Raw genomic sequence first — 19,121 nt, 5'->3', positions numbered from 1 at the left:
AAACCCACCGTATGAACCTCCAGTCGGTCTTCGGTACTGGGCGACCCGTCGTCGGCATGGTCCACCTCGCTCCGCTGCCGGGCGCGCCGCGATACGGCGGCGACCGCGACGCGATCCGGGAGGCGGCGCTGCGCGACGCCCGTGCGCTCTCGGAAGGCGGTGTCGACGCGATCCTGGTCGAGAACTTCGGCGACGCCCCGTTCTACCCAGATTCCGTGCCCGCGCACGCCGTCGCCTCGATGACCGCGCTCGTCGCCGACATCACCCACTCGGTCGCGCTCCCCGTGGGGGTGAACGTGCTCCGGAACGACGCGGAAGCGGCGCTCTCGGTAGCCGCCGCGACCGGCGCGGAGTTCGTCCGCGTGAACGTCCACACCGGGGCGCGGGTCGCCGATCAGGGCCTCCTCGAGGGGCGAGCCCACGAGACGGTGCGCCTGCGCGAGCGTCTCGATGCCGACGTCGCGTTGCTGGCGGATCTCGACGTGAAACACTCCGTTCCCCTGGGAGGGGAGTTCTCGGCGGAGGAGTTCGCCGATACGGCAGAGAGAGGGCTCGCCGACGGCGTGGTCGTAAGCGGCTCCGGCACCGGGCGGAAGACCTCGCTCGAGGCGGTCGAGCGGGCCGCCACCGAGCGGGAGGAGTACGGACTCGACACGCCCGTCTTCGTCGGCAGCGGCGTCACCGCCGACTCGGTCACCGACCTACTCTCGGTCGCCGACGGGGTGATCGTCGGCACGTCGCTGAAGGAGGGCGGCGAGACGACGAACCCGGTCGATCCGGATCGCGTGAGACGGGTGGTCGACGCGGCGGACGCGATCAGGTAGTCCGTTCCGCGAGGAACGCCTCGACCTCGTCCTCGCTCGCCAGCCCGCCACGAGCGCCCTCGGTGGTGCAGTTGAGCGCACCGGCCGCGGCCGCGAACCGGCCTGCCTCCGCCATCTCTCTCCCGCCGAGCAGCCAGCGGTGGACGAGCGCCGCGTGGAAGGCGTCGCCTGCGCCGGTCGTGTCGACGACGTCGACCTCGAACGCGGGGATCGAGGTCACACAATCGCCCTCCCAGAGGATCGCCCCCTCCTCCCCCCGGGTGAACGCACCGCGCTCGACGCCGCGTTCCCTGAGGGCGTCGACCGCCTCGCGACCACGGACCCCCAGGTACGACTCCGCCGCGACCCCGCCGCAGACGAACAGCGAGAGCCCCGGGAGGAGGGCGTCGAGCGTCTCCCGTTCGGTTCCCCGGTCCTCCAGTTCGGCGATCGGACCGGTGAGATCGAAGCTCGCCGGGACGCCGGAGCGCGCGAGATCGGCGAGGTCCCGGCTCACCCGGTCGGGACAGTAGGCGTTCGCGACGACGAGGTCCGCCGACCGGAGCCTCTCGTGGTCCCCGTCGTCGAGCCGGAGGTTTCGCGTACTCTCGCCGCCGGTGATTATGAAGCGCTCGCCCGTGTCGTCGCGGAACACCATGCAGTAGGTCGAGGGCTCGGGGCCGTGGCTGATCCCGCGTGTGCCGACTCCCTCCAACGCGAGGTTCTCCACGACGCGCTCGCCGCGCTCGTCCTCGCCGACGCGGGTGATCATCCCCACCCCGCGACCGTATCGCGAGAGCGCGACGGCGGCGTTCGCCCCGACCCCGCCGAAGCTCTCGGCCCGCTCTTTGACGTACGCGCCGCCGTCAGGTCCCGGGAGGTTCGAGAGCAGGTACTCCTCGTCCACGAGCGCGCTGCCGAGACAGATCACCTCGGGGCCACTCGATTCGGAGCCCTCGTTCATCGTGTGGGAGGAGCCACCGGGGGAAGAAAGGTGTTCGTCGGTTCGACGTCCACCGCTGGCACCTCTCGTCCACCCACCTTTTTGCGTCGGACAGCGATGGAGAGGCATGCCGAGAGAGATCGCAAACGGTGTGTACGACATCACGTGTCGGGTGGACAGTGGAAAGCGGTACCGGGTGTTCCTGTTCGCCGGTGAGACACCAACGCTACTCGACGCCGGGTTCGCCGACACGGCCGAAGCGGTGTTCGACGGCGTCGCCGACGTCGGCGTCGACCCGGAGCGGCTAATCGTCACGCACGGCGACGGGGATCACGTCGGGGGGTTCGACGCGATGGTCGACCGGTACGACCTCGAGACGTGGGTGCCCAGGCAGACGGATATCGACGCCTACCACGCCCCGGACCACCGGTACGGCGACGGCGACCGAATCGGCCGGTTCACGGCGGTGCACGTCCCCGGACACGAACCCGACAACCACGCCCTGATCGACGAGGACGCCGGGATCGCGGTTATGGGCGATGCCGTCTCGGGGGCCGATCAGCGCGGACTGCCCGCCGGGTACTTCCACCTCCCACCGGCGGTCTACTCACAGGACCTCGACGAGGCCGAACGCAGTCTCGAGGCACTGCTCGCGTACGAGTTCGACGTGGGTCTCGTCTATCACGGCTCGTCCGTGATGGAGGACGCCCGGGAGAAACTCGACCGGTACGTCAACTTCCCCGGGAAACCGTGACGGCCTCCTCGACCCGATCGTCGACCGCCGACGTCGGTTTCTCGCGACCGCTCATGGGATCATCGTAGCCACCCGGATCTCGTGGGCTCACACGTCTCCGGCGTCGTTCGGTTCGCAACCGAGAACGTATGAACTCCTACGATGATCCCTATCGGTTCACGTCGAACTCGATCGCCATCCCCTGCCCGAAGCCGACACAGAGCGTCGCGAGTCCCCGACCGCCGCCGCGCTTTCTGAGTTCGTGGATCAGCGTTACCGGGAGCCGCGCCCCGCTCGCGCCGAGCGGGTGGCCGATGGCGATCGCCCCGCCGTTGACGTTCAACCGGTCCTTCTCGATTCCGAGTTCGCGCCGGGAGTACTCGCACTGGCTCGCGAACGCCTCGTTGATCTCGACCAGGTCGTACTCGTCGATCTCCCCGCCGGTCTTCCTCAGGAGCGCCTCGGTCGCCGGCACCGGTCCGATCCCCATGATCGTCGGGTCGACGCCCGCGACGGCGTTGTTCCCTACGGACGCGAGCACCTCCAGGCCGTGCTCGTCGGCGAACGCCTCACTGGTCACCAGCGTCGCCGCCGCGCCGTCGGTGATCTGCGAGGCGTTTCCGGGCGTCACCGTGCCGTCACCCTTGAACACCGTCGGGAGCGAGCCGAGCGCCTCCATCGAGGTGTCGTAGCGGATCCCCTCGTCGCGGTCGACGGTTCCCTCCTCGGTCTCCACGGGCACGATCTCGTCCGCGAAGCGGCCGGACTCGGTCGCCTCGGCCGCCCGCTCGTGACTGCGCAGCGCGAACGCGTCCTGGTCCGCCCGGCTCACGCCGAACTTCTCAGCTACTTTCTCCGCGGTCATCCCCATCATCAGTTCGCCGACGTTGTACGCGTCGGCGAGTCCGGGGTGGAGGTGGCCGTGGCCCTCGCCCATCGGCACGCGAGACATGGACTCGACCCCGCCGGCGATCACGACCTCGCGGCTGCCCGCACGGATCGCGTCGCTCGCGCTCGCGACCGCCTGCATCGAGGAGGCACACCAGCGGTTGATCGTGGTCGCCGGGACGCCCTCACCGAGTTCCGAGAGCAGCGCGATCACGCGCGCGACGTTGTTGTCCTGCTCGCCGCGCTGCTGGGCACAGCCCCACATCAGGTCGTCTACCTCCTCGCCCGAGAGCGCCGTCTCCGCGAGGATCTCGTTCACGAGCGCGATCGAGAGGTCCTCGCTCCTGACGTCGGCGAACGCTCCGTCCTCCTTGCCGAGCGGGGTCCGTCGCGCCTCGACGATCACCGGGGTGGTCGCTGCTGACATGGTTCGTCGTTGGACGGTCACGACCGTAAGTGTGTCACAACCGTCGCCCGCTCACGCGGAGTTTATTCCGCGTTCGAGTACGGTCCCGCTATCGCCGACCGCGAGGTCCACTCCGCCAACGTCGAGCACGACGGCGTTCAACCCCTCGTCCGTCGGCACCTCCGCGGCCTCCCACCCCGGCGACTCACGGTCGAGGAGTTCACCAGCGTCGCTACAGACGAGTCCTCGATCCCCGGCGAGATCGATCCCCGTGAGCGCGCCCTCGCTCGCCGCAGACCGCGTCCACGTCGTCCCGTCGTACCGGTGGACCGAGCCGTCGGACGCGACGGCGGAGACCTCACTCGGCGCGCTCGCGGCGATGTCGGTGAACGACCCACCGTCCTCGACGCCGATCCGTTCGAACTCGTGCTCTCGAATCTCGAACACGCTCGCGTTCGAATCACAGACGTAGCCGACGCCCTCGGCGAACGCAGCGCCCGTCGCACTCGACCCGCTCCCGGGTTTCACCGGCTCGTCCCACTTGATTTCGGTTCCCGAGACCGTCCCGCGAACCACCTCGCCGGAGCCGGTGAGCAGCGTGATCGTCTCCTCGCCCGCGGCCCCGACGGCCGCGCAGTCCGTCCACGAACTCGTGATGTCGAGCGGTGCCGACCGATCGGTCACCCGTCCGCTCTCCGGGTCGTACGAGGCGAGAACCCCGCCGTCGCCCGCCATCCAGACGCGCTCTCCGTCCTCGCTCACGGAGACCGAAGAGAGGTCGGTCGAGCGCCCGGTCGGACCCTCCTCGAGCACCGTCTCCCAGCCACCGTCGGTCCGGGCGAGTAGCGTGCCGGCCTCGCCGACGGCGAACGCGCACCCGTCCGCACCGGTGACGTCGGTCAGCGACACCTCGGCCGTGGTTTCGACCGCCCGCCACTCCCGTTCGTTCTCCCCGTTCTCCTCACCCGTCCCCCCGTCGTCCGTCTCGGTCGGCTCCTTCGTTTCAATCGGCTCTTCGGTTTCGGTCCGGGTTTCCGTTTCAGTCGGTTCGTCGGTCTCGGTCGGCGTTTCGTCCTCCGTCGGCGTCGATACCCCCCGGTCCCGTGGCTCCTGCTCTCCGTCCCCGTCCGCTTCGTCCGTCCTCCCGGTCCGTCGCTCCCGGGGTGGGGACTCGCGTCGCGGGCTGGGAGCGCCTTCCTCGGTCGGTTCCGCGGGAGGGCGCTCGTCGTCGTGCTCCCGGGTCGCCCCGGACGGCCGGACCTCCTCCCCGGTCCGTTCCCGCTCGGCAGGCCCCCGGGTCCCGAGATAGAGCGAGAGCGCCGGCACGACGTAGGCGGCGACCGCGAGCGGGATGAACCAGCGGTCGACGGTCGAGAGCAGTCCGAGGGCGGTGAGCGCCACGAGTGACGCCGTGTGGACGGCGCTCTCGGTGTACTCCCGGTAGAACCCCCAGAACCCCCTCGACCGGGCAGTCGTACGCATTCTACCTGCCTCGAATCGCCCCGGTCGGATGAGGCTTCGCCCCGAGCGTGCAGCCCCGTCCGTTTTTGCCCCTGTAGAGCGTTCTCCCGGTATGGACCACGAGGCCGAGATCCGCGGGGTCGGGATCAGCGTCGACGACGAGGGTGGCGGGGCGCCGGCCGTCGTCCTCGAGGCACGGGGTGAACTGCTCCCGATCTTCGTCAGCTACGACCAGGCACAGTCGATCCAGCTCGCCGTCGAGGAGGTGCCGTTCGAGCGCCCCCTCACTCACGACCTCTTCGTCGACATGATCGCCGAGTTCGGCGGCGCGATAGACAGGGTGCGAATCGACGACCTCTCCGGGGGCACGTTCTACGCGAAGATCGACGCCGAGCAGTACCACGGCGGCGAGCGCAAGAAGCTGGTGCTCGACGCACGACCCTCGGACGCCATCGCGCTCGCGGTGCGACTGGGCTGTCCGGTCGTCGTCTCTGACGAGGTGCTCGACGAGGCCGCACACTCGCCCGAGGAGTTCGACGAACTCGACTTCGACGAGCCGGCCTGAAGAGCTTCGCCCGAAGGCTTTTCATCCCGATCCGTGTGCGCCCCGATATGACACGCTTCGGACGAACTCTCCTCGGATCGCTCGCCCTCCTCCTCGCGTTCCCGGGTACCGCCGTCGCCCAGGGGGGCCAGCCCCCGACCGGCGACCCGATGGCCGATCCCGTCCTGAACCTGTTCGTCACGGCCCTCGGTACGCTCCTCTACATGGGGCTGGTGTTCGTCGTCGGTGGGATCGCGGTGCTCGCCGTCCCCGACTTCGTCCGGGGCGTCGACCGCGAGATCCGTGACTCCCCCGTGCTCTGTGGGCTCGTCGGAGTGGGGCTGTTCGTCGGGCTGATCGTCGCCCTCTTCGTCCTCGCGATCACGGTGGTCGGGCTGCTGCTCGCCGTCCCCGGGGCGATCGCCCTGTTCGTCGCCGGTCTCCTCTCGGAGGCGATGATCGCGGTGTCGGTCGGGTTCGTCCTCGCGGGCGTCCTCGACCGCGAGGGTGTCTCCCTGGGCTGGGCGTTCGTCGGGGGGCTGCTCGCCGTCACGCTCCTCTCGCTGATCCCGCTCGTCGGCTTCCTCACGCTCTTTCTCACCGCCGTCGGCTTCGGCGGGCTCTCGATCCACCTCTGGAACCGGTTTCAGGCCGACGACGAGCCAGAGGAGCCCGAACCCGAGGAGCCGGGAGACGGGGCGTGGACCGCGAGCGATCACGTCGACGACGACCGCGACGACTACAGCCGGTCGTAGTCCTCGCGGAAGGTCGCGAGCGTTGCCGCGAGCACGCCGATGACGATGGGTCCGATGAACAGCCCCGTGAAGCCGAGCGTGTAGACGCCGCCGAAGACGCCGACGAGGATCACGCCGGGGTTGAGGTGGGCCTCGCGGTCGATCACGATGGGTCGGGCGTAGTTGTCGATCATGCTCACGACGACGATGCCGTAGACCGCGAGCGCGACCCCCGGAACGACCTGGTCGACGGCGACGAGGTAGATCGCGGCCGGTCCCCAGATGATGAACGCACCGATCAGCGGTAAGAGTGCCAGAACGATCATCACGAACGTCCAGAAGACGACGTTCGGCACGCCCGCGAAGTAGAGGCCGACGCCGCCGACGAGGCCCTGGATCACCGCGACGGAGATGTGGCCGATGACGACGCCCCAGGTCGTGCGGTGGATCTGGTCGAAGAGGTCAGCGGTGACGTCCGGCGGGAGCGGGATCACGTCGGCGGCCCAGTCGACGAACGCCGGGCCGTCCCGGAGGGTGTAGTAGACGAGAAAGAGCGTGAGCGCGAGACCGAGCGTCGCGGTGAACGTCACGCCGACGACCTGCGTGACGCTCCCGAACAGGACTTCGACGAGCGCCTCGCCCACGTCGACGAGCGCGCTCTGGACGTCGACCGTCTGCCCAGTGCTCTCCTCGATGCGGGCTTCGAGCGTCTCTGCGTCGAGGGCGGTCTCGCCCTGGGCGAGTTCGAGCAGGTCGCGATAGAGCACCGTCCCGACGTAGATCAGCGGGAGGATCACGGCGACGAGCGTGAGGACGATGAGCAGGACCGGCGACGCACGACGGCCGATTCGCGGGGCGAGGCGGGCGTGAATCGGGAAGAGGACGTACGCGAGGATCACCGCCGCGAGGACGTACTGGAGGAAGGGAAGGACGATCCAGAGCGAGACGAGCGCCGAGATCGCGATGGCGAGGAGGACGAACGCCCGCTGCTGGTTCATGTCGGCCCCTCAGGGTCAGCGACAAAGAGCGTACCGGCGCGCGCACGGACGGACGATCTCGATCGGACACCCCGTTTCCCGCCGAGAGCGTTCGACCTCCACAGGGAGGAGTCGCGCGTTCGTAACGACGGCGTTAAGATTCTCCCATTCCAAGTCATCGGGAATGAGTGACCCGCTCGACGTGGTCGAGTTGTTGCTGACGGCACACGCCTACAACGACGATCAGGACCTCGACGAGAACGACCTTCCTCCCCGCTACCGGGCGGCGTTCTGGCACGACGGGACGATCGAACGCCCTCTCACGGTGACCGAGGGTCTCGCCCGCGAGGTGACCGAGAGCGCCGACCCGTGGGACGCCGTCTCGGAGTTCATGTTCACGACCCGCGAGGAGTTCACCGGCAAGCTCTCGCTCACCCAGCCGGAGATGGCCGCCGAGTGGCTCGCGGGCCGGATCACCGAGAATCGACTCGCGGCGAACCCGGCGCTCTCGGCCCTCTACGCCGCCGGCGAGTTCGACCTCGGCTTCGAGCCGGACCCGCAGGCCGCGCGGACGAACACCCGGCCGATCCAAGCCGATCGGATGTGGATCGACAAACTGCTCGAGACCTACTTCGACGCCGAGGACGAGGAGGACGCGGACATGCTCGACCTCGTGGACATCCGCGCGCCCGAGGAGATCGAGATGACCTTAGAGGACCTCGTACTCACCCCGGACCAGGAGGACGAGATCGAGAAGGTCGTGAAGGCGATCGAACACCGCGACTACCTCGCGGCGATCGGCCTGCGAGAGATCGGGAAACTGCTGTTCGTCGGTCCGCCGGGGACGGGGAAGACGACCGCCTCGCGGGCGATCGCCCACGACCTCGACCTGCCGTTCGTCGAGGTGAAGCTGTCGATGATCACCTCACAGTACCTCGGCGAGACGGCGAAGAACGTCGACAAGGTGTTCGAGGTGGCGAAACGGCTCGCGCCGTGTATCCTCTTCATCGACGAGTTCGACTTCGTCGCGAAGACGAGGCGAAGCGACGAGCACGCCGCGATCAAGCGGGCGGTGAACACCCTCCTGAAATCGATCGACGAGGTGAGCCTGATCCGCGACGACGTGCTCCTGATCGGCGCGACGAACCACCCGGACCAACTCGACGCCGCCGCCTGGCGGCGGTTCGACGAGATCGTCAACTTCCCGAAGCCGGACGAGGGGATGCGCGCGGACATCGCCCGGGTGATCACCCGGCAGATGGAGATCAGCGAGTTCGACCCCGAGGAGATCGCCGCCAGGACGGAGGGACTCACCGGGAGCGACCTCCGACTCGTGCTGCGCGAGGCGGTGCTCGAGGCGCTGACGGAGAACCGACGGACGCTCACCCAGCGCGACCTCCTCGACGCGATCGTCGACTTCGAGGAGCGCGACACGCTGAAGTCACTCGACATGATCGAGGGCGACCACGAGGCGCTCGTCGCGGGCGGGACCCCGACGGGCGACGGCGGACACGACCACGACCACGACCACGATCACGACCACTGAGATGCGGGTGACGCTGCTCGGCACCGGCGACACCACCGGGACGCCGACTGCCGGCTGTGACTGTGAGACCTGTACGTACGCCATCGAGAACGGTATCGAGCGCAGTCGCTTTTCGGTGCACGTCGAGAACGAGGAGACGGGGGAGTCGCTGCTGGTGGACTTCAGCCCCGACTTTCGCGCACAGTTTCTCACCCATGACGTCGCGTTACCGGACGCCGGCATCGTCACGCACGTCCACTTCGACCACCTGGACGGCCTGGGCAACACCTACCGGCTCTTCTCGGACCTCCCCGTGCACGCGGCGGACGAGGTCGATCCGGTCACCGGCACGAGCGTCGCCGGGACGATCCGGGAGAAGTACGACTACCTCGATCGGATCACCGTCAGCGAGCAGCGACCCTACGAACCCTTCACCACCTGTGGGTTCGAGGTGACGTTCGTCCCAGTCGACCACCCCCCGCTGCTCTGTTACGGGCTCACGATCGAGCACGAGGGGGCGAAGCTCTCGCTTTCGGGCGATACGAGCTACGGGATCGGCGACCGGGCGAGGGAGGTGCTCTCCGAGCCGGACCTGCTGCTCGCGGACGCGATCGTCCCCGCCTCGCTCTGCGAGCACCACCCGATCGGCGGGAGACACCGAGACGAAACCGGGGTCCCCCGGACGTTCGGCTCGAAACACATGACCCGCGAGGGCGCGCTCGCGCTCGCCGACGATCTCGGCGCCGAGGAGACCCGACTCGTCCACGTCGCACACTTCTACCCGGTCGAGGAGGCGTTCGCCGCGCCGCTCGCCGTCGACGGCGAACGGTACGTCCTGTAGATCACCTGTTCCGTCTGCGATCCGGTCGCCGGTCGGGCAGGTCCCGAAATGTGCGTGGTAGCTGATACCCTCGGTCGGACGACCGTATCACGACCTCCGGCGTGCTGTCCGGCGAAAACGGCCGCGACGGGCCGTCCCCCACGGTTTCAGAAGGTTTATGGGTCGCACCGTCCAGCACTCGACAATGCCAGGACGGCGGGAGGTGCTGCTCTCCGCCATGGCAGTGGGATGTCTCGCCGGCTGTCTGGACGACGACGCCGGCGACGTGGACGGTGGAGAGCAGGGAGACGGGGTATCGGACGACGACACCCCGGGATCGGACGACGACCCGGGAGCGACGGGTTCGGACTCGGACGATACCTCGGAGCCGGAGGGCGCTGACGACGGCAGGGGCGACGAGAGCGAGGAGGGAGAGACGGCTGACGGCGGCGAGGAGGGCTCCGACGAGACGGAGAACACCCCGCGGGACCACCCGCTCGCGGCCGACCTCGGGTCACTCCCGACGCGCGGCGATCCGGCGACCGCGACGGCAACGATCGTCGACGTCTCGGATGTCAGCTGTCCGCTCTGTCGCGAGTTCCACCAGGGCGCCTACGAGGAGCTCTCGTCGGCGTACATCGACGGCGGCGAGCTCGCGTACGTCTACCGGGCGATTCCCGGCCTCGACACCGGCTGGAACGTCCCGGCGACGCACGCGCTCTACGAGACGCTCGAACGCGAGGGCGAGGCGGCGTTCTGGTCGCTCGCGGAGTTCTACTACCGCGAGCAGGACGGGCTGGACGAGGGGAACGTCATAGAGCGAACCGAGGAGTTCCTCCACCGGATCGTCGAGGAGCCCGATGCGGTCGTCGAGGCGGCGGAGATAGAGACACACACAGGGATGATAGAGAACACGATCGCTGCGGCGAGAGAGGCGGGAATCGAGGGGGTACCGACGTTCTACCTGTTCAGGGAGGGCGAGTACCTGACGACCATCGAGGGCAACCAGAGCGCGGAGGTGTTCGAGAATGCGCTCTCGCTCTAGCTGGCTGCCGATGCGCTCGGCCGACTGGCAGCGGATGGGCCGGACGACCCGGCTCGTGCTCGTGAGCCCGCTCTACGCCGCCATCGCGGCGGTCACCGGTCTCATCGGGATCACCACGTTCGTCGTCGCACAGAACGTCGCGCTCGTGCGCGATCTGGTGGTCTTCGGGCCGCTGCCGATGGAGAACAGGCTGGGAATCCTCGTGAACCTCTACCCGTTCATCGGCGACGGTTTCGGCACCCTCTCCTCGATCTTGCTCGTCCTCACGGGCGTCCTCACGGGGACGAACATCGCACTACTGGTCTACCACCTCAGAGAGCACAACCTCTCGCTCGGCGCGAGTTCGGGCAGCTTCGGCGGCGTCGTCCTCGGAACGCTCGGTGCGGGCTGTGCGGCCTGTGGCTCGGCCGTGCTCGCCGGGTTCTTCGGCATCCTCGGTGTCTTCGGCATCTCGGTGACGCTTCCGCTGGACGGGATGGAGTTCGCCCTCGCCGCCATCCTCGCGCTCGTGCTCTCGCTGCACTGGCTCGCCGACGGGATGCGCGGGGCGACGATCCGCGGCTGTCCGATCGACATCCGGGACTAGCCCGAAAAGCGATCCAGCCCGACCTGTCTCCGTACTCGTCCATCGGGCTCCGCGACCCACGGCGAGTTCGCCTCGCGCTCGGCGGCCGCGTCGAACTCCGGTACCGCACCCTCCTCGTAGCCCGGACAGTCCGGGCCACAGCCCGCCGGGTTCACCACCTCGTCGTAGTAGGTACAGTGTGGAAGTCCACCGGAGCCGGCGACGCTCCCCACCCCGACGTTCGCACACGCCGGCAGCGCCGGCCGCCAGCCCTTTCCGTAGGCGCGTTCGCCGATCCGGCGGCGCTTTTTCGCCTTTTCACTCGCCGAGACGACCGCCACGTCCGTTCGGAGCGGCTCCCGATCCAGGATCTCGATTCCCGGTTCGGCAGGGGTGAGCCGCGTGGGCTCCCGGATCACCTCGATCCCACCCTGCACGCGCCAGACACCGACCTCCTCGGGGAGCCGGTTGAGGTGTGCGCGGGTGACGTAGCTCTCGGTCGCGAGGATCACCCGGTCCACGAGACCGAGACTCACGTCGGTCCGCAGCTGTCGCTCCAGGTCGCCCGGCGCGGCGAGGTCTGGTTTGTTCTCGATCGCCGTGATCGCGCCGAACCAGTCGGGATAGCGGGCCGTCTGGCGAACGAGGTCGCGGCCGTCCCGTCGCTCGCGCTCGAAGAAGCCGACGTCGACGGCCTCGTCGACCGCCTCCCGGGCGAACTCCGGGTGGGCGTCGATCAGCCCGTGGGGGTCGCGGGCGCGACCGACGCCGATGCCCGCCTCGATCGCGAGCGGCGGGATCGTCTCCGGGGTGATCGCGGCCCTGTCGGAGAACTCGGGACCGGGCTCGACACAGACCACGTCGAGGATCCGGTTGCCGGGCGCACGGACCGCCCCGCCGAGCTGTCGGGAGACGATCCGCTCGCCGTCCTCCAGTCGGGCACAGAGCGCGAGTTCGAAGGCGTACTCCGACACCGGTCTCGGGGAGGCGCCGGGGGGAGAAAAGCTCACTCCCGACCGACGACGAGCTCCGTCGGTTCGGAGACCGCTACCCGTTCGGGATAGGGAAAGGAGACGAGTCGGCCCGACTCTCCCTCCGGGAGCTGGGCGGTGTCGTCGCTCATGACGAGCGACTCGTCGACGATCACGGCCGAACGGGCGCCCTTGATCACGATCGGCATCTCGGCCTGGACCGCGATCGTCTCCGGACGCTCGATCCTGACGCGGTCACCCTCGGTCGCGATCCGCTCGTGGCCGTGGACGATGACGACCGCCGGCTCGCTGAGCGTGAGCGACTCCGGCGCCGAGACGGTCATCACGGTCCGATCGGCCGACCGGCCGACCGTCGGGCGCTCGTCGGCGGGGCGGCCGACCGGCCGCGTCACGAGTCGGCCCACCTGTCTGAGGTAACAGAGGAGACAGCAGTCCTCGACCCTGCCGTGGTAACAGCCCGGCCGGTAGCTCGGGAAGTGACGCCGCCCGTCGGGGCCGCGCTCGCCGCCGAGGCCTTCTCGCTCCATCGACCGGAAAAAACGTCAGGACACATAAATACTAACTGGCCACAGAGACGAAACGGGCACACGATCGGCGGACTGAGGAGGGCATTCCGCGATCCGACGACGGGCCGGTCCGGGGTCGGACCGACAGTCGTATGCGGTTCCCGTCTAACTGCCCGACATGCAGCGACGACTCCCGACGCGCCGCGAGGTGCTGCTCGCGGTCGGGGCGGCCGGCACGGTCGGGACGGCCGGCTGTCTCGGCGACGACGGCGGCGCCGAGGGCGACTGTTCCGGAGAGCAACGCGAGGTCGACGTGCCGGCGATGGGCGACCCGGACTCCGGGATCGAGGTCGAGGTCTACGAGGATTTCGCCTGTCCCTCGTGTCGGACCTACGAACTCGACGTCGCGCCCGAGATCAAGGATCGATACGTCGAGCCGGGCGAGATCAGCTACCACACCCACGACTTCCCGATCCCCGTCGACGACACCTGGTCGTGGAAGGTGCCGAACGCCGCGCTCGCGGTGTTGGAGGACGCTGGCGAGGAGGCGTACGTCGACTTCGGCGCGGAGGTGTACGAACTGCAGGGCGAGTACGAGGCGGACTCGCTGGCGGCGCTGGCCGCGAGCCACGGGGCCGACGAGGCGACGGTCCGCGAGGCGATCGACGAGGAGCCCTTCTGCGAGCAGATCGTCGAGAGCCGACAGGCGGGGATCGACCGGGGCGTCGAGGGCACCCCGACCGTGGTCGTCAACGACGAGTTCCTCGAGGAGTGGAGTGTCGAGGCCGTGAGCGACGCGATCGAGGCGGAGCGGTAGTCAGCGCCGGTCGACGAGCGCGAGCGCCGCGAACGAGACGAGGGCACCGACTTCGGCGAGTTTCGAGACGAGCGCGAACGCGTCCGCCCGCAGGTGTTCGATTAGGACCTCGGTCGTCGGACCGTCGTGGCCGTGATCGTGCCCGTTCCGATCGTGATCGTGGTCGTCGCCGTGCCCGTTGTGGTCGTGCCCGTGTCCGTTGTGATCGTGTCCATGTCCGTCGTCGTGGCCGGTGTGACCGTGGTCGGGACCGTGACCGCCCAGGTCGAAGCCCGTGGTGGCCTCGACGACGCCGAAGGCGTGGACGTCGGCGTAGGCCGTCAGGTAGAGCGCCATCAGCACCGCGCCGACGAGATGGACGGTCATCGGCGCGAGCGCTCCCGTGACGTAGGTCGTTACGAGGCCGTAGGCGAGTACGGCGGCGACGAGCATCGCGAGCGGTCTGAGCGCGCCCTCGGTCCCGAGGACGAGCCACTCGTAGAGCCCCGAGAGGCCGAGGCCGAGGTGGACGGTGGCGGAGACGAGGACGAACGTGCCCGCGGCGTAGGCGAGCGGGGGGATCGATCGCGGTGTCATAGCGAGCGTTCGCCCGCCCGGCCTATGCCGTTCGTGGTTCGGTTCTCGAACGCGAGCGGGAGATCAGATCAGTCCCCCGTGCGATCCATCGCGGTGACGGCGAGCGTCTCGTCGATCCACACCGAGAGCGTCTCGTCACCCAGCGAGACGTCGATGCGGACCTCCCAGGGGTCCTCCGAGAGGACGGTCAGCGCGTCGTCGCCGACACACCACGCGAGCCGCCAGTACGGCACCCGACAGAGGTCGACGCCGTGCTCTCTGTGGAACGCGACGACGCCGGAGTGGTCGAGCAGCGTGAGGCCGATCGGCGAGTGGAGCCGGTGGCGACACTGCTCGCAGCGATGGGTGACGGAGACGCCCGCGGCGAAGCGCTCGTCGTCGCGGACGAACCGGGTCCGCATCCGACCGTTGCACTCGTGACAGACGCCGTCTGCGGCCAGACAGTGCAGGTGACGCACGCGCTGGTTGAACGCGTCCATCACCTCCGCCCTCGTCCTGTCGGTGAACCCGCCCGGCGGGAACGGATACCGGCCGAACCGGGTCCCACAGCTCACGCAGTCGATCGAGAACTGCTCGTCGGCGTAGCGCGCCCGGAGGTCGCGTCCGCAGGCCACACACGACGCGTCGAGGGCGAACGGCTCGATGGCCGGCGTCTCGACGAACGAACCCGAGAGAACGGCACGAACGACCTTCTCGCCCGCGTAGCGGAGTTCGTAGCCGCCCTCGCGCGGTCGGACGAACGCGTCGGTGAGCTTCTGGAGGTGGTAGTTGAACTGCGCGCTGTCGCGGAGACCCACGGCTCGATGGAGATCGGTGAAGCTCGTCACGCCGTCGGCGCGCCAGAGCGCCATCAGGATCGACAGTCGCGTCTCGTTCGCGACGACGGAGAAGGCGTTGGCCGGCTCCGCACACCGCTCGAGGTCGTCGGCGATGACGGGCTGTGTCCGTTCGCTCATGGACGAACGAACGACGAACGGCGGTAAAAGCGTTCGCTGAACTCGATTCCTGTAGCTTCGCTTTACTGTAGGCGCACGATTGATCCGATCGGTCGTCCAACCGACCCCCGTGGAACTCACGCTACGACTCCCGGGGCCCGAGCGCGAGACGACCGGGGCCGTCCTCGTCGAGTGGCTCGTCTCGGAGGGCGAGTCCGTGTCCGACGGGGACGCGATCGCGGTGGTCGAACCCGAGACCGAAATCGAGGGGGTCGTCGACGACCGGGACGGTCTGCGGGCGACGCGCCGAGAGGAGATGCCCGATGCCGCCCTCCCCGAGCGACGGGTGAGCGCGACGTGCTCGGCGGATCGATCCGGATCCGCGACCGTCGGCTCCCACGGGTGGACGTTCGACGTCTCCGAGCGCTTCGGCGGTGGACGTGCCCCGACGCCGATCGACCACTTCCTCGGCGCGCTCGCCGCGTGCCTCTCGTCGAGCATCGCGGTCCAGGCCGGGATCCGGGACGTGTCGTTCGAGGCGATCGAGGTGGAGACGGAGGGCCACCCCACGGATGGCTGCGTGGAGGCGATCGACCTGCTCGTCCGCCTTCACGGCTGCGAGGCGGAGGAGGACACAGTCGACCGGATCGTCGAGATGGGCGAACGGACGTGTCACGTCTCTGAGCTCCTCCGCGAGGAGCTCCCGGTCGAACTGAAGTGGGAGCGGGCGTAGTCGAGGGCACGGGCCAGAGCGAGCGACGAGAACGGTGGGTTTATCAGTCGTTCGGGGCGAAACGACTAGAAGAAACCCTCTCTATGGCGGATACATATACACGACAACCGGAGGTGAACATCGGACTCGTCGGTCACGTCGATCACGGGAAGACGACGCTGGTGCAGGCGCTCTCGGGCGACTGGACCGACAAGCACTCGGAGGAGATGAAACGCGGCATCTCGATCCGGCTCGGCTACGCCGACACGACGTTCCGTCGGTGTCCCGGCGTCGAGGCGCCCGAGTGCTACACCGTCGAGGAGACTTGCCCGGACGGCGCGGAGAGCGAACCGGTTCGGACGGTGTCGTTCGTCGACGCGCCGGGCCACGAGACGCTGATGGCGACGATGCTCTCCGGGGCGTCACTGATGGACGGCGCGGTGCTGGTGATCAGCGCGGTCGATCCGGTCCCGCAGCCCCAGACCGAAGAGCACCTGATGGCACTCGACATCATCGGCATCGAGAACGTCGTCATCGCCCAGAACAAACTCGACCTGGTCGACCGCGACCGCGCGGTCGAGAACAAGCGCCAGATCGAGGAGTTCGTCTCCGGTACGGTCGCCGAGGGCGCGCCGATCGTCCCGATCAGCGCCGGCCAGGAGGTGAACTTAGACCTCCTGATCGCGGCGATCGAGGAGGAGATCCCCACGCCGGAACGGGATCCGAACGACGACGCCAGGATGTACGTCGCGCGGAGCTTCGACATCAACCGGCCGGGAACGACCCACGAGGACCTCCTCGGGGGCGTGATCGGCGGGAGCCTCGTCTCCGGCAGGCTCACCGTCGGCGACGAGATCGAGGTCCGACCGGGGAGACAGGTAGAGGAGGGCGGCCAGACGGAGTGGCAGCCGATCACCACCGAGATCCGCTCGATCCAGGCGGGTGGGGAGATGGTCGAGGCGGCCACCCCTGGAGGGTTGCTCGGCGTCGGGACCGGCCTCGATCCGAGCCTGACGAAGGGGGACTCGCTGGCCGGGCAGGTCGCCGGGCCGCCGGGGAGCCTGCCGCCGACGTGGGACTCCTTTACGATGGACGTCGAGCTGCTAGAGCGCGTCGTCGGCAGCGACGAGGAGATCGAGGAGATCAGTACGGGAGAGCCGCTGATGATGACCGTCGGCACCGCCACGACCGTCGGCGCGGTGACGAGCGCGCGCGACGGCGAGTGCGAGGTCGCACTGAAACGGCCGGTCTGTGCGCCCATCGGAGCGGCCATCGCGATGAACCGCCGAGTCGGGACGCGCTGGCGGCTGATCGGCATCGGCACGCTCCGCGGGTGACGATGGGGCCGGTGGTCGCCCTCGACACGAACGCGTTGATGATGCCGGTCGAGTGTGACGTGCGTGTCTTCGAGGAACTCGACCGCCTGTTCGGCTCGGTCGAGGTACTCACGACACGGTCGGCGATACGGGAACTCGAACGGCTCGCCGAGGGAGGGGGAACGGAGGCGGTCGCCGCGAGTGTCGGACTGGACCTCGCACGCGAGCGCTGTCAGGTCGTCGAGGACGACGAACAGTACGCCGACGACGTGCTGCTGGGCCTCGCCCGCGAGGGCGACGCCGAGTACGTCGTGACGAACGACGGCCCCCTGCGAACGCGTCTCCTGCGCGCGGGCGTTCCAGTAATTGCTTTACGGGGCCGAAACGAACTCGCGATCACTCAACCGTAACACACCATGTACAAACGGGTCACACTGAAGGACGTCGTCGAGGTACCGCCGAAGGCGCTTGCGAGCGTCACGCCGGAGCTGGTCAGACAGCTCCTCCAGGACAAACTCGAGGGGCGGATGGACGAGGAGGTCGGCTCCGTCGTCTCCGTCGTCGAGGTTCACGACATCGGCGAGGGAGTAGTCCTCCCGGAGCAACAGCACCACGAGGGGTCGGTCTTCTACGAGGCGGAGTTCGACGCGATCACCTACGACCCCGAGATGCAGGAGGTCGTCGACGGGATCGTCGTCGAGGTGGTCGAGTTCGGCGCGTTCGTCGGGATCGGCCCCGTCGACGGCCTGCTCCACGTCTCCCAGATCTCCGACGAGTACCTCGCTTACGACGGCGAGAACCAGCGTCTCTCTTCGACCGAGTCCGACCAGGCACTCGGCGTCGAGGACTCCGTGAGGACGAGGATCGTCACGAAGAGCATCGACGAGCGCAACCCGCGCGACTCGAAGATCGGGCTCACGGCGAAGCAGGTCGCACTCGGCAAACACGAGTGGCTGGAGTCCGATCGCCGACGCCGTGAGCAGCAGACCGCGGAGGGCGACTAGATGGCGAAGAAACGCCCGACCTGCCGTGACTGTCACCGGGTGCTCGACCCCGACACCGACGCCTGTCCGAGCTGTGGGTCGACGAGCTTCACCGAGGACTGGGCGGGCTACGTCGTGATCGGCCACCCCGAGGAGAGCGAGATCGCCAAGGAGATGCAGGTCACGGAACCGGGTACCTACGCGCTCAAGGTCCGGTAGATGGGCGAGTCCGGTTCGGGAGAGAGAGGGGGCGGGAGAAACGGCGATAGCGAAGGGGTCGTCCTCACGCTCCCCGAGGCGATGCGTGGCGCGTTCAAGGATCCGTTAGGTCCGGTGTTCACCGAGGGGGAAACGCTGCTTTCTGAGGTCGACAGTGACGTGATCGCCGTCGGCGACGTGGTCACCGCCCACCTCGTGCGTGCCGGACGGACGCCGGACATCGCCGTGGTAGACTGGCTCACCGAGCGCGACGCGGTGGGCGAGTCGACCCGGGAGACCCTCGACGTCATCGACGCCGAACGGATCGAGGCGGCGAACCCCGCGGCGACGGTCTCGCACTCGGCGCTCTCGGCGCTTCGGGAGGCGCTCGATCGGGAGGGATCGGTTCTCGTCGTGATCGACGGCGAGGAGGACCTGCTCACGCTGCCCGTACTGGTCGCAGCGCCCCTCGGCACGAGCGTCGTCTACGGACAGCCGGGCGAGGGAATGGTCCACGTTCGGGTGACGGAGGGCGTCAAAGAACGCGCGAGAGGGCTGATCGGGCGAATGGACGGGGATCACGACGCGTTCTACGCCGCGCTCGGTATCGAGGCCTGACCGGACGGGGTTTCAGAGAGCTGA

At 68.6% G+C, this 19,121-nt stretch carries 23 protein-coding genes; 15 read left to right on the top strand and 8 right to left on the bottom strand.

What is annotated here, in order from left to right; genetic code table 11:
* Nucleotides 1-11 precede the first annotated feature (11 nt).
* A complete protein-coding gene (locus tag V2L32_RS06580) occupies nucleotides 12-824 on the top strand; it encodes a BtpA/SgcQ family protein (protein ID WP_331235681.1) in 813 nt (270 codons plus the stop codon).
* Here V2L32_RS06580 and V2L32_RS06575 read toward each other — a convergent pair.
* On the bottom strand, nucleotides 817-1,767 hold the full coding sequence (locus V2L32_RS06575; protein ID WP_331235680.1) for a carbohydrate kinase family protein: 951 nt from the start codon (nucleotides 1,765-1,767) through the stop codon (nucleotides 817-819). The two genes, V2L32_RS06580 and V2L32_RS06575, sit on opposite strands and share 8 nt — an antisense overlap.
* A gap of 106 nt (nucleotides 1,768-1,873) precedes the next feature.
* Between V2L32_RS06575 and V2L32_RS06570 the strand changes: the two genes are divergently transcribed.
* Nucleotides 1,874-2,500 (top strand): MBL fold metallo-hydrolase, encoded by a 627-nt coding sequence (locus V2L32_RS06570; RefSeq protein WP_331235679.1) that lies wholly within the window; start codon nucleotides 1,874-1,876, stop codon nucleotides 2,498-2,500.
* 148 nt (nucleotides 2,501-2,648) lie between these two features.
* Here the strand turns inward: V2L32_RS06570 and V2L32_RS06565 are convergent, their stop codons facing one another.
* Both V2L32_RS06565 and V2L32_RS06560 read right to left on the bottom strand, forming a co-directional pair.
* Nucleotides 2,649-3,794 (bottom strand): thiolase family protein, encoded by a 1,146-nt coding sequence (locus V2L32_RS06565; RefSeq protein ID WP_331235678.1) that lies wholly within the window; start codon nucleotides 3,792-3,794, stop codon nucleotides 2,649-2,651.
* A gap of 51 nt (nucleotides 3,795-3,845) precedes the next feature.
* Entirely contained in the window at nucleotides 3,846-5,255 is a 1,410-nt protein-coding gene (locus V2L32_RS06560; protein ID WP_331235677.1) for a hypothetical protein, read from the bottom strand.
* 91 nt (nucleotides 5,256-5,346) lie between these two features.
* Here V2L32_RS06560 and V2L32_RS06555 point away from each other — a divergent pair, with 91 nt between their 5' ends.
* Together V2L32_RS06555 and V2L32_RS06550 are read left to right on the top strand one after the other, a co-directional pair.
* On the top strand, nucleotides 5,347-5,799 hold the full coding sequence (locus V2L32_RS06555) for a bifunctional nuclease family protein (RefSeq protein WP_331235676.1): 453 nt from the start codon (nucleotides 5,347-5,349) through the stop codon (nucleotides 5,797-5,799).
* A gap of 47 nt (nucleotides 5,800-5,846) precedes the next feature.
* Complete coding sequence (locus tag V2L32_RS06550; protein WP_331235675.1) at nucleotides 5,847-6,533, top strand: hypothetical protein; 687 nt, start codon at nucleotides 5,847-5,849, stop codon at nucleotides 6,531-6,533.
* Here the strand turns inward: V2L32_RS06550 and V2L32_RS06545 are convergent.
* On the bottom strand, nucleotides 6,518-7,510 hold the full coding sequence (locus V2L32_RS06545; RefSeq protein ID WP_331235674.1) for an AI-2E family transporter: 993 nt from the start codon (nucleotides 7,508-7,510) through the stop codon (nucleotides 6,518-6,520). The two genes, V2L32_RS06550 and V2L32_RS06545, sit on opposite strands and share 16 nt — an antisense overlap.
* A 163-nt stretch (nucleotides 7,511-7,673) precedes the next feature.
* On the opposite strand from V2L32_RS06545, the gene V2L32_RS06540 reads away from it, so the two are divergent.
* From V2L32_RS06540 to V2L32_RS06525, 4 genes are all read left to right on the top strand, one after another.
* Nucleotides 7,674-9,035, top strand: a complete 1,362-nt coding sequence (locus tag V2L32_RS06540) for an ATP-binding protein (RefSeq protein ID WP_331235673.1) — start codon at nucleotides 7,674-7,676, stop codon at nucleotides 9,033-9,035.
* 1 nt (nucleotide 9,036) lies between these two features.
* Nucleotides 9,037-9,855 carry an MBL fold metallo-hydrolase gene (locus tag V2L32_RS06535; protein ID WP_331235672.1) on the top strand — a complete coding sequence of 273 codons (819 nt, stop codon included), beginning with the start codon at nucleotides 9,037-9,039 and terminating at the stop codon, nucleotides 9,853-9,855.
* Between the two features lie 184 nt (nucleotides 9,856-10,039).
* Nucleotides 10,040-10,879, top strand: coding sequence for a DsbA family protein (locus V2L32_RS06530; RefSeq protein ID WP_331235671.1), 840 nt, complete (start codon nucleotides 10,040-10,042; stop codon nucleotides 10,877-10,879).
* Nucleotides 10,863-11,465: a hypothetical protein gene (locus V2L32_RS06525; RefSeq protein WP_331235670.1), complete on the top strand. Its 603-nt coding sequence runs from the start codon at nucleotides 10,863-10,865 to the stop codon at nucleotides 11,463-11,465. The genes V2L32_RS06530 and V2L32_RS06525 overlap by 17 nt, the downstream gene beginning before the upstream one ends.
* On the opposite strand, the gene V2L32_RS06520 is transcribed toward V2L32_RS06525, so the two are convergent.
* Complete coding sequence (locus tag V2L32_RS06520) at nucleotides 11,462-12,418, bottom strand: DUF5787 family protein (RefSeq protein WP_331235669.1); 957 nt, start codon at nucleotides 12,416-12,418, stop codon at nucleotides 11,462-11,464. The two genes, V2L32_RS06525 and V2L32_RS06520, sit on opposite strands and share 4 nt — an antisense overlap.
* A 32-nt stretch (nucleotides 12,419-12,450) precedes the next feature.
* A complete protein-coding gene (locus V2L32_RS06515; protein WP_331235668.1) occupies nucleotides 12,451-12,963 on the bottom strand; it encodes a hypothetical protein in 513 nt (170 codons plus the stop codon).
* Nucleotides 12,964-13,120: 157 nt separating this feature from the next.
* Between V2L32_RS06515 and V2L32_RS06510 the strand changes: the two genes are divergently transcribed.
* Nucleotides 13,121-13,759 carry a DsbA family protein gene (locus V2L32_RS06510; protein WP_331235667.1) on the top strand — a complete coding sequence of 213 codons (639 nt, stop codon included), beginning with the start codon at nucleotides 13,121-13,123 and terminating at the stop codon, nucleotides 13,757-13,759.
* Here the strand turns inward: V2L32_RS06510 and V2L32_RS06505 are convergent, their stop codons facing one another.
* Complete coding sequence (locus tag V2L32_RS06505) at nucleotides 13,760-14,335, bottom strand: hypothetical protein (RefSeq protein ID WP_331235666.1); 576 nt, start codon at nucleotides 14,333-14,335, stop codon at nucleotides 13,760-13,762.
* 68 nt (nucleotides 14,336-14,403) lie between these two features.
* Nucleotides 14,404-15,291 (bottom strand): ArsR/SmtB family transcription factor, encoded by an 888-nt coding sequence (locus tag V2L32_RS06500; RefSeq protein ID WP_331235665.1) that lies wholly within the window; start codon nucleotides 15,289-15,291, stop codon nucleotides 14,404-14,406.
* A gap of 109 nt (nucleotides 15,292-15,400) precedes the next feature.
* On the opposite strand from V2L32_RS06500, the gene V2L32_RS06495 reads away from it, so the two are divergent.
* The 6 genes from V2L32_RS06495 (at nucleotide 15,401) to V2L32_RS06470 (ending at nucleotide 19,097) form a co-directional block, all read left to right on the top strand.
* Entirely contained in the window at nucleotides 15,401-16,003 is a 603-nt protein-coding gene (locus tag V2L32_RS06495) for an OsmC family protein (protein WP_331235664.1), read from the top strand.
* A gap of 83 nt (nucleotides 16,004-16,086) precedes the next feature.
* The gene (locus tag V2L32_RS06490) at nucleotides 16,087-17,319 is read left to right on the top strand and encodes a translation initiation factor IF-2 subunit gamma (RefSeq protein WP_331235663.1); all 1,233 of its coding nucleotides are present in this window, start codon (nucleotides 16,087-16,089) and stop codon (nucleotides 17,317-17,319) included.
* Nucleotides 17,320-17,321: 2 nt separating this feature from the next.
* Nucleotides 17,322-17,708, top strand: coding sequence for a PIN domain-containing protein (locus V2L32_RS06485; protein WP_409348408.1), 387 nt, complete (start codon nucleotides 17,322-17,324; stop codon nucleotides 17,706-17,708).
* A 6-nt stretch (nucleotides 17,709-17,714) separates the two neighbouring features.
* A complete protein-coding gene (locus V2L32_RS06480) occupies nucleotides 17,715-18,302 on the top strand; it encodes a DNA-directed RNA polymerase (RefSeq protein WP_331235662.1) in 588 nt (195 codons plus the stop codon).
* Nucleotides 18,303-18,500 carry a transcription elongation factor subunit Spt4 gene (gene spt4, locus V2L32_RS06475; RefSeq protein WP_331235661.1) on the top strand — a complete coding sequence of 66 codons (198 nt, stop codon included), beginning with the start codon at nucleotides 18,303-18,305 and terminating at the stop codon, nucleotides 18,498-18,500. It begins immediately after the preceding gene.
* A complete protein-coding gene (locus V2L32_RS06470; RefSeq protein WP_331235660.1) occupies nucleotides 18,501-19,097 on the top strand; it encodes a GTP-dependent dephospho-CoA kinase family protein in 597 nt (198 codons plus the stop codon).
* Nucleotides 19,098-19,121 lie beyond the last annotated feature (24 nt).

The organism is Halalkalicoccus sp. CGA53 (genome assembly GCF_036429475.1).
GTDB classification, from domain to species: Archaea; Halobacteriota; Halobacteria; order Halobacteriales; family Halalkalicoccaceae; genus Natronorarus; species Natronorarus salvus.
Note: the sequence above shows the minus strand (reverse complement) of the source record. Positions and strands in the feature narration are given on the sequence as shown.

Coding starts and splice junctions, on each gene's coding strand:
- V2L32_RS06525 (WP_331235670.1), top strand. CDS start 10,863: ATGCGCTCTCGCTCTAGCTGGCTGCCGATGCGCTCGGCCGACTGGCAG.
- V2L32_RS06555 (WP_331235676.1), top strand. CDS start 5,347: ATGGACCACGAGGCCGAGATCCGCGGGGTCGGGATCAGCGTCGACGAC.
- V2L32_RS06550 (WP_331235675.1), top strand. CDS start 5,847: ATGACACGCTTCGGACGAACTCTCCTCGGATCGCTCGCCCTCCTCCTC.
- V2L32_RS06505 (WP_331235666.1), bottom strand. CDS start 14,335: ATGACACCGCGATCGATCCCCCCGCTCGCCTACGCCGCGGGCACGTTC.
- V2L32_RS06485 (WP_409348408.1), top strand. CDS start 17,322: ATGGGGCCGGTGGTCGCCCTCGACACGAACGCGTTGATGATGCCGGTC.
- V2L32_RS06470 (WP_331235660.1), top strand. CDS start 18,501: ATGGGCGAGTCCGGTTCGGGAGAGAGAGGGGGCGGGAGAAACGGCGAT.
- V2L32_RS06530 (WP_331235671.1), top strand. CDS start 10,040: ATGCCAGGACGGCGGGAGGTGCTGCTCTCCGCCATGGCAGTGGGATGT.
- V2L32_RS06510 (WP_331235667.1), top strand. CDS start 13,121: ATGCAGCGACGACTCCCGACGCGCCGCGAGGTGCTGCTCGCGGTCGGG.
- V2L32_RS06500 (WP_331235665.1), bottom strand. CDS start 15,291: ATGAGCGAACGGACACAGCCCGTCATCGCCGACGACCTCGAGCGGTGT.
- V2L32_RS06515 (WP_331235668.1), bottom strand. CDS start 12,963: ATGGAGCGAGAAGGCCTCGGCGGCGAGCGCGGCCCCGACGGGCGGCGT.
- V2L32_RS06580 (WP_331235681.1), top strand. CDS start 12: ATGAACCTCCAGTCGGTCTTCGGTACTGGGCGACCCGTCGTCGGCATG.
- spt4 (WP_331235661.1), top strand. CDS start 18,303: ATGGCGAAGAAACGCCCGACCTGCCGTGACTGTCACCGGGTGCTCGAC.
- V2L32_RS06540 (WP_331235673.1), top strand. CDS start 7,674: ATGAGTGACCCGCTCGACGTGGTCGAGTTGTTGCTGACGGCACACGCC.
- V2L32_RS06535 (WP_331235672.1), top strand. CDS start 9,037: ATGCGGGTGACGCTGCTCGGCACCGGCGACACCACCGGGACGCCGACT.
- V2L32_RS06565 (WP_331235678.1), bottom strand. CDS start 3,794: ATGTCAGCAGCGACCACCCCGGTGATCGTCGAGGCGCGACGGACCCCG.
- V2L32_RS06545 (WP_331235674.1), bottom strand. CDS start 7,510: ATGAACCAGCAGCGGGCGTTCGTCCTCCTCGCCATCGCGATCTCGGCG.
- V2L32_RS06480 (WP_331235662.1), top strand. CDS start 17,715: ATGTACAAACGGGTCACACTGAAGGACGTCGTCGAGGTACCGCCGAAG.
- V2L32_RS06570 (WP_331235679.1), top strand. CDS start 1,874: ATGCCGAGAGAGATCGCAAACGGTGTGTACGACATCACGTGTCGGGTG.
- V2L32_RS06575 (WP_331235680.1), bottom strand. CDS start 1,767: ATGAACGAGGGCTCCGAATCGAGTGGCCCCGAGGTGATCTGTCTCGGC.
- V2L32_RS06490 (WP_331235663.1), top strand. CDS start 16,087: ATGGCGGATACATATACACGACAACCGGAGGTGAACATCGGACTCGTC.
- V2L32_RS06560 (WP_331235677.1), bottom strand. CDS start 5,255: ATGCGTACGACTGCCCGGTCGAGGGGGTTCTGGGGGTTCTACCGGGAG.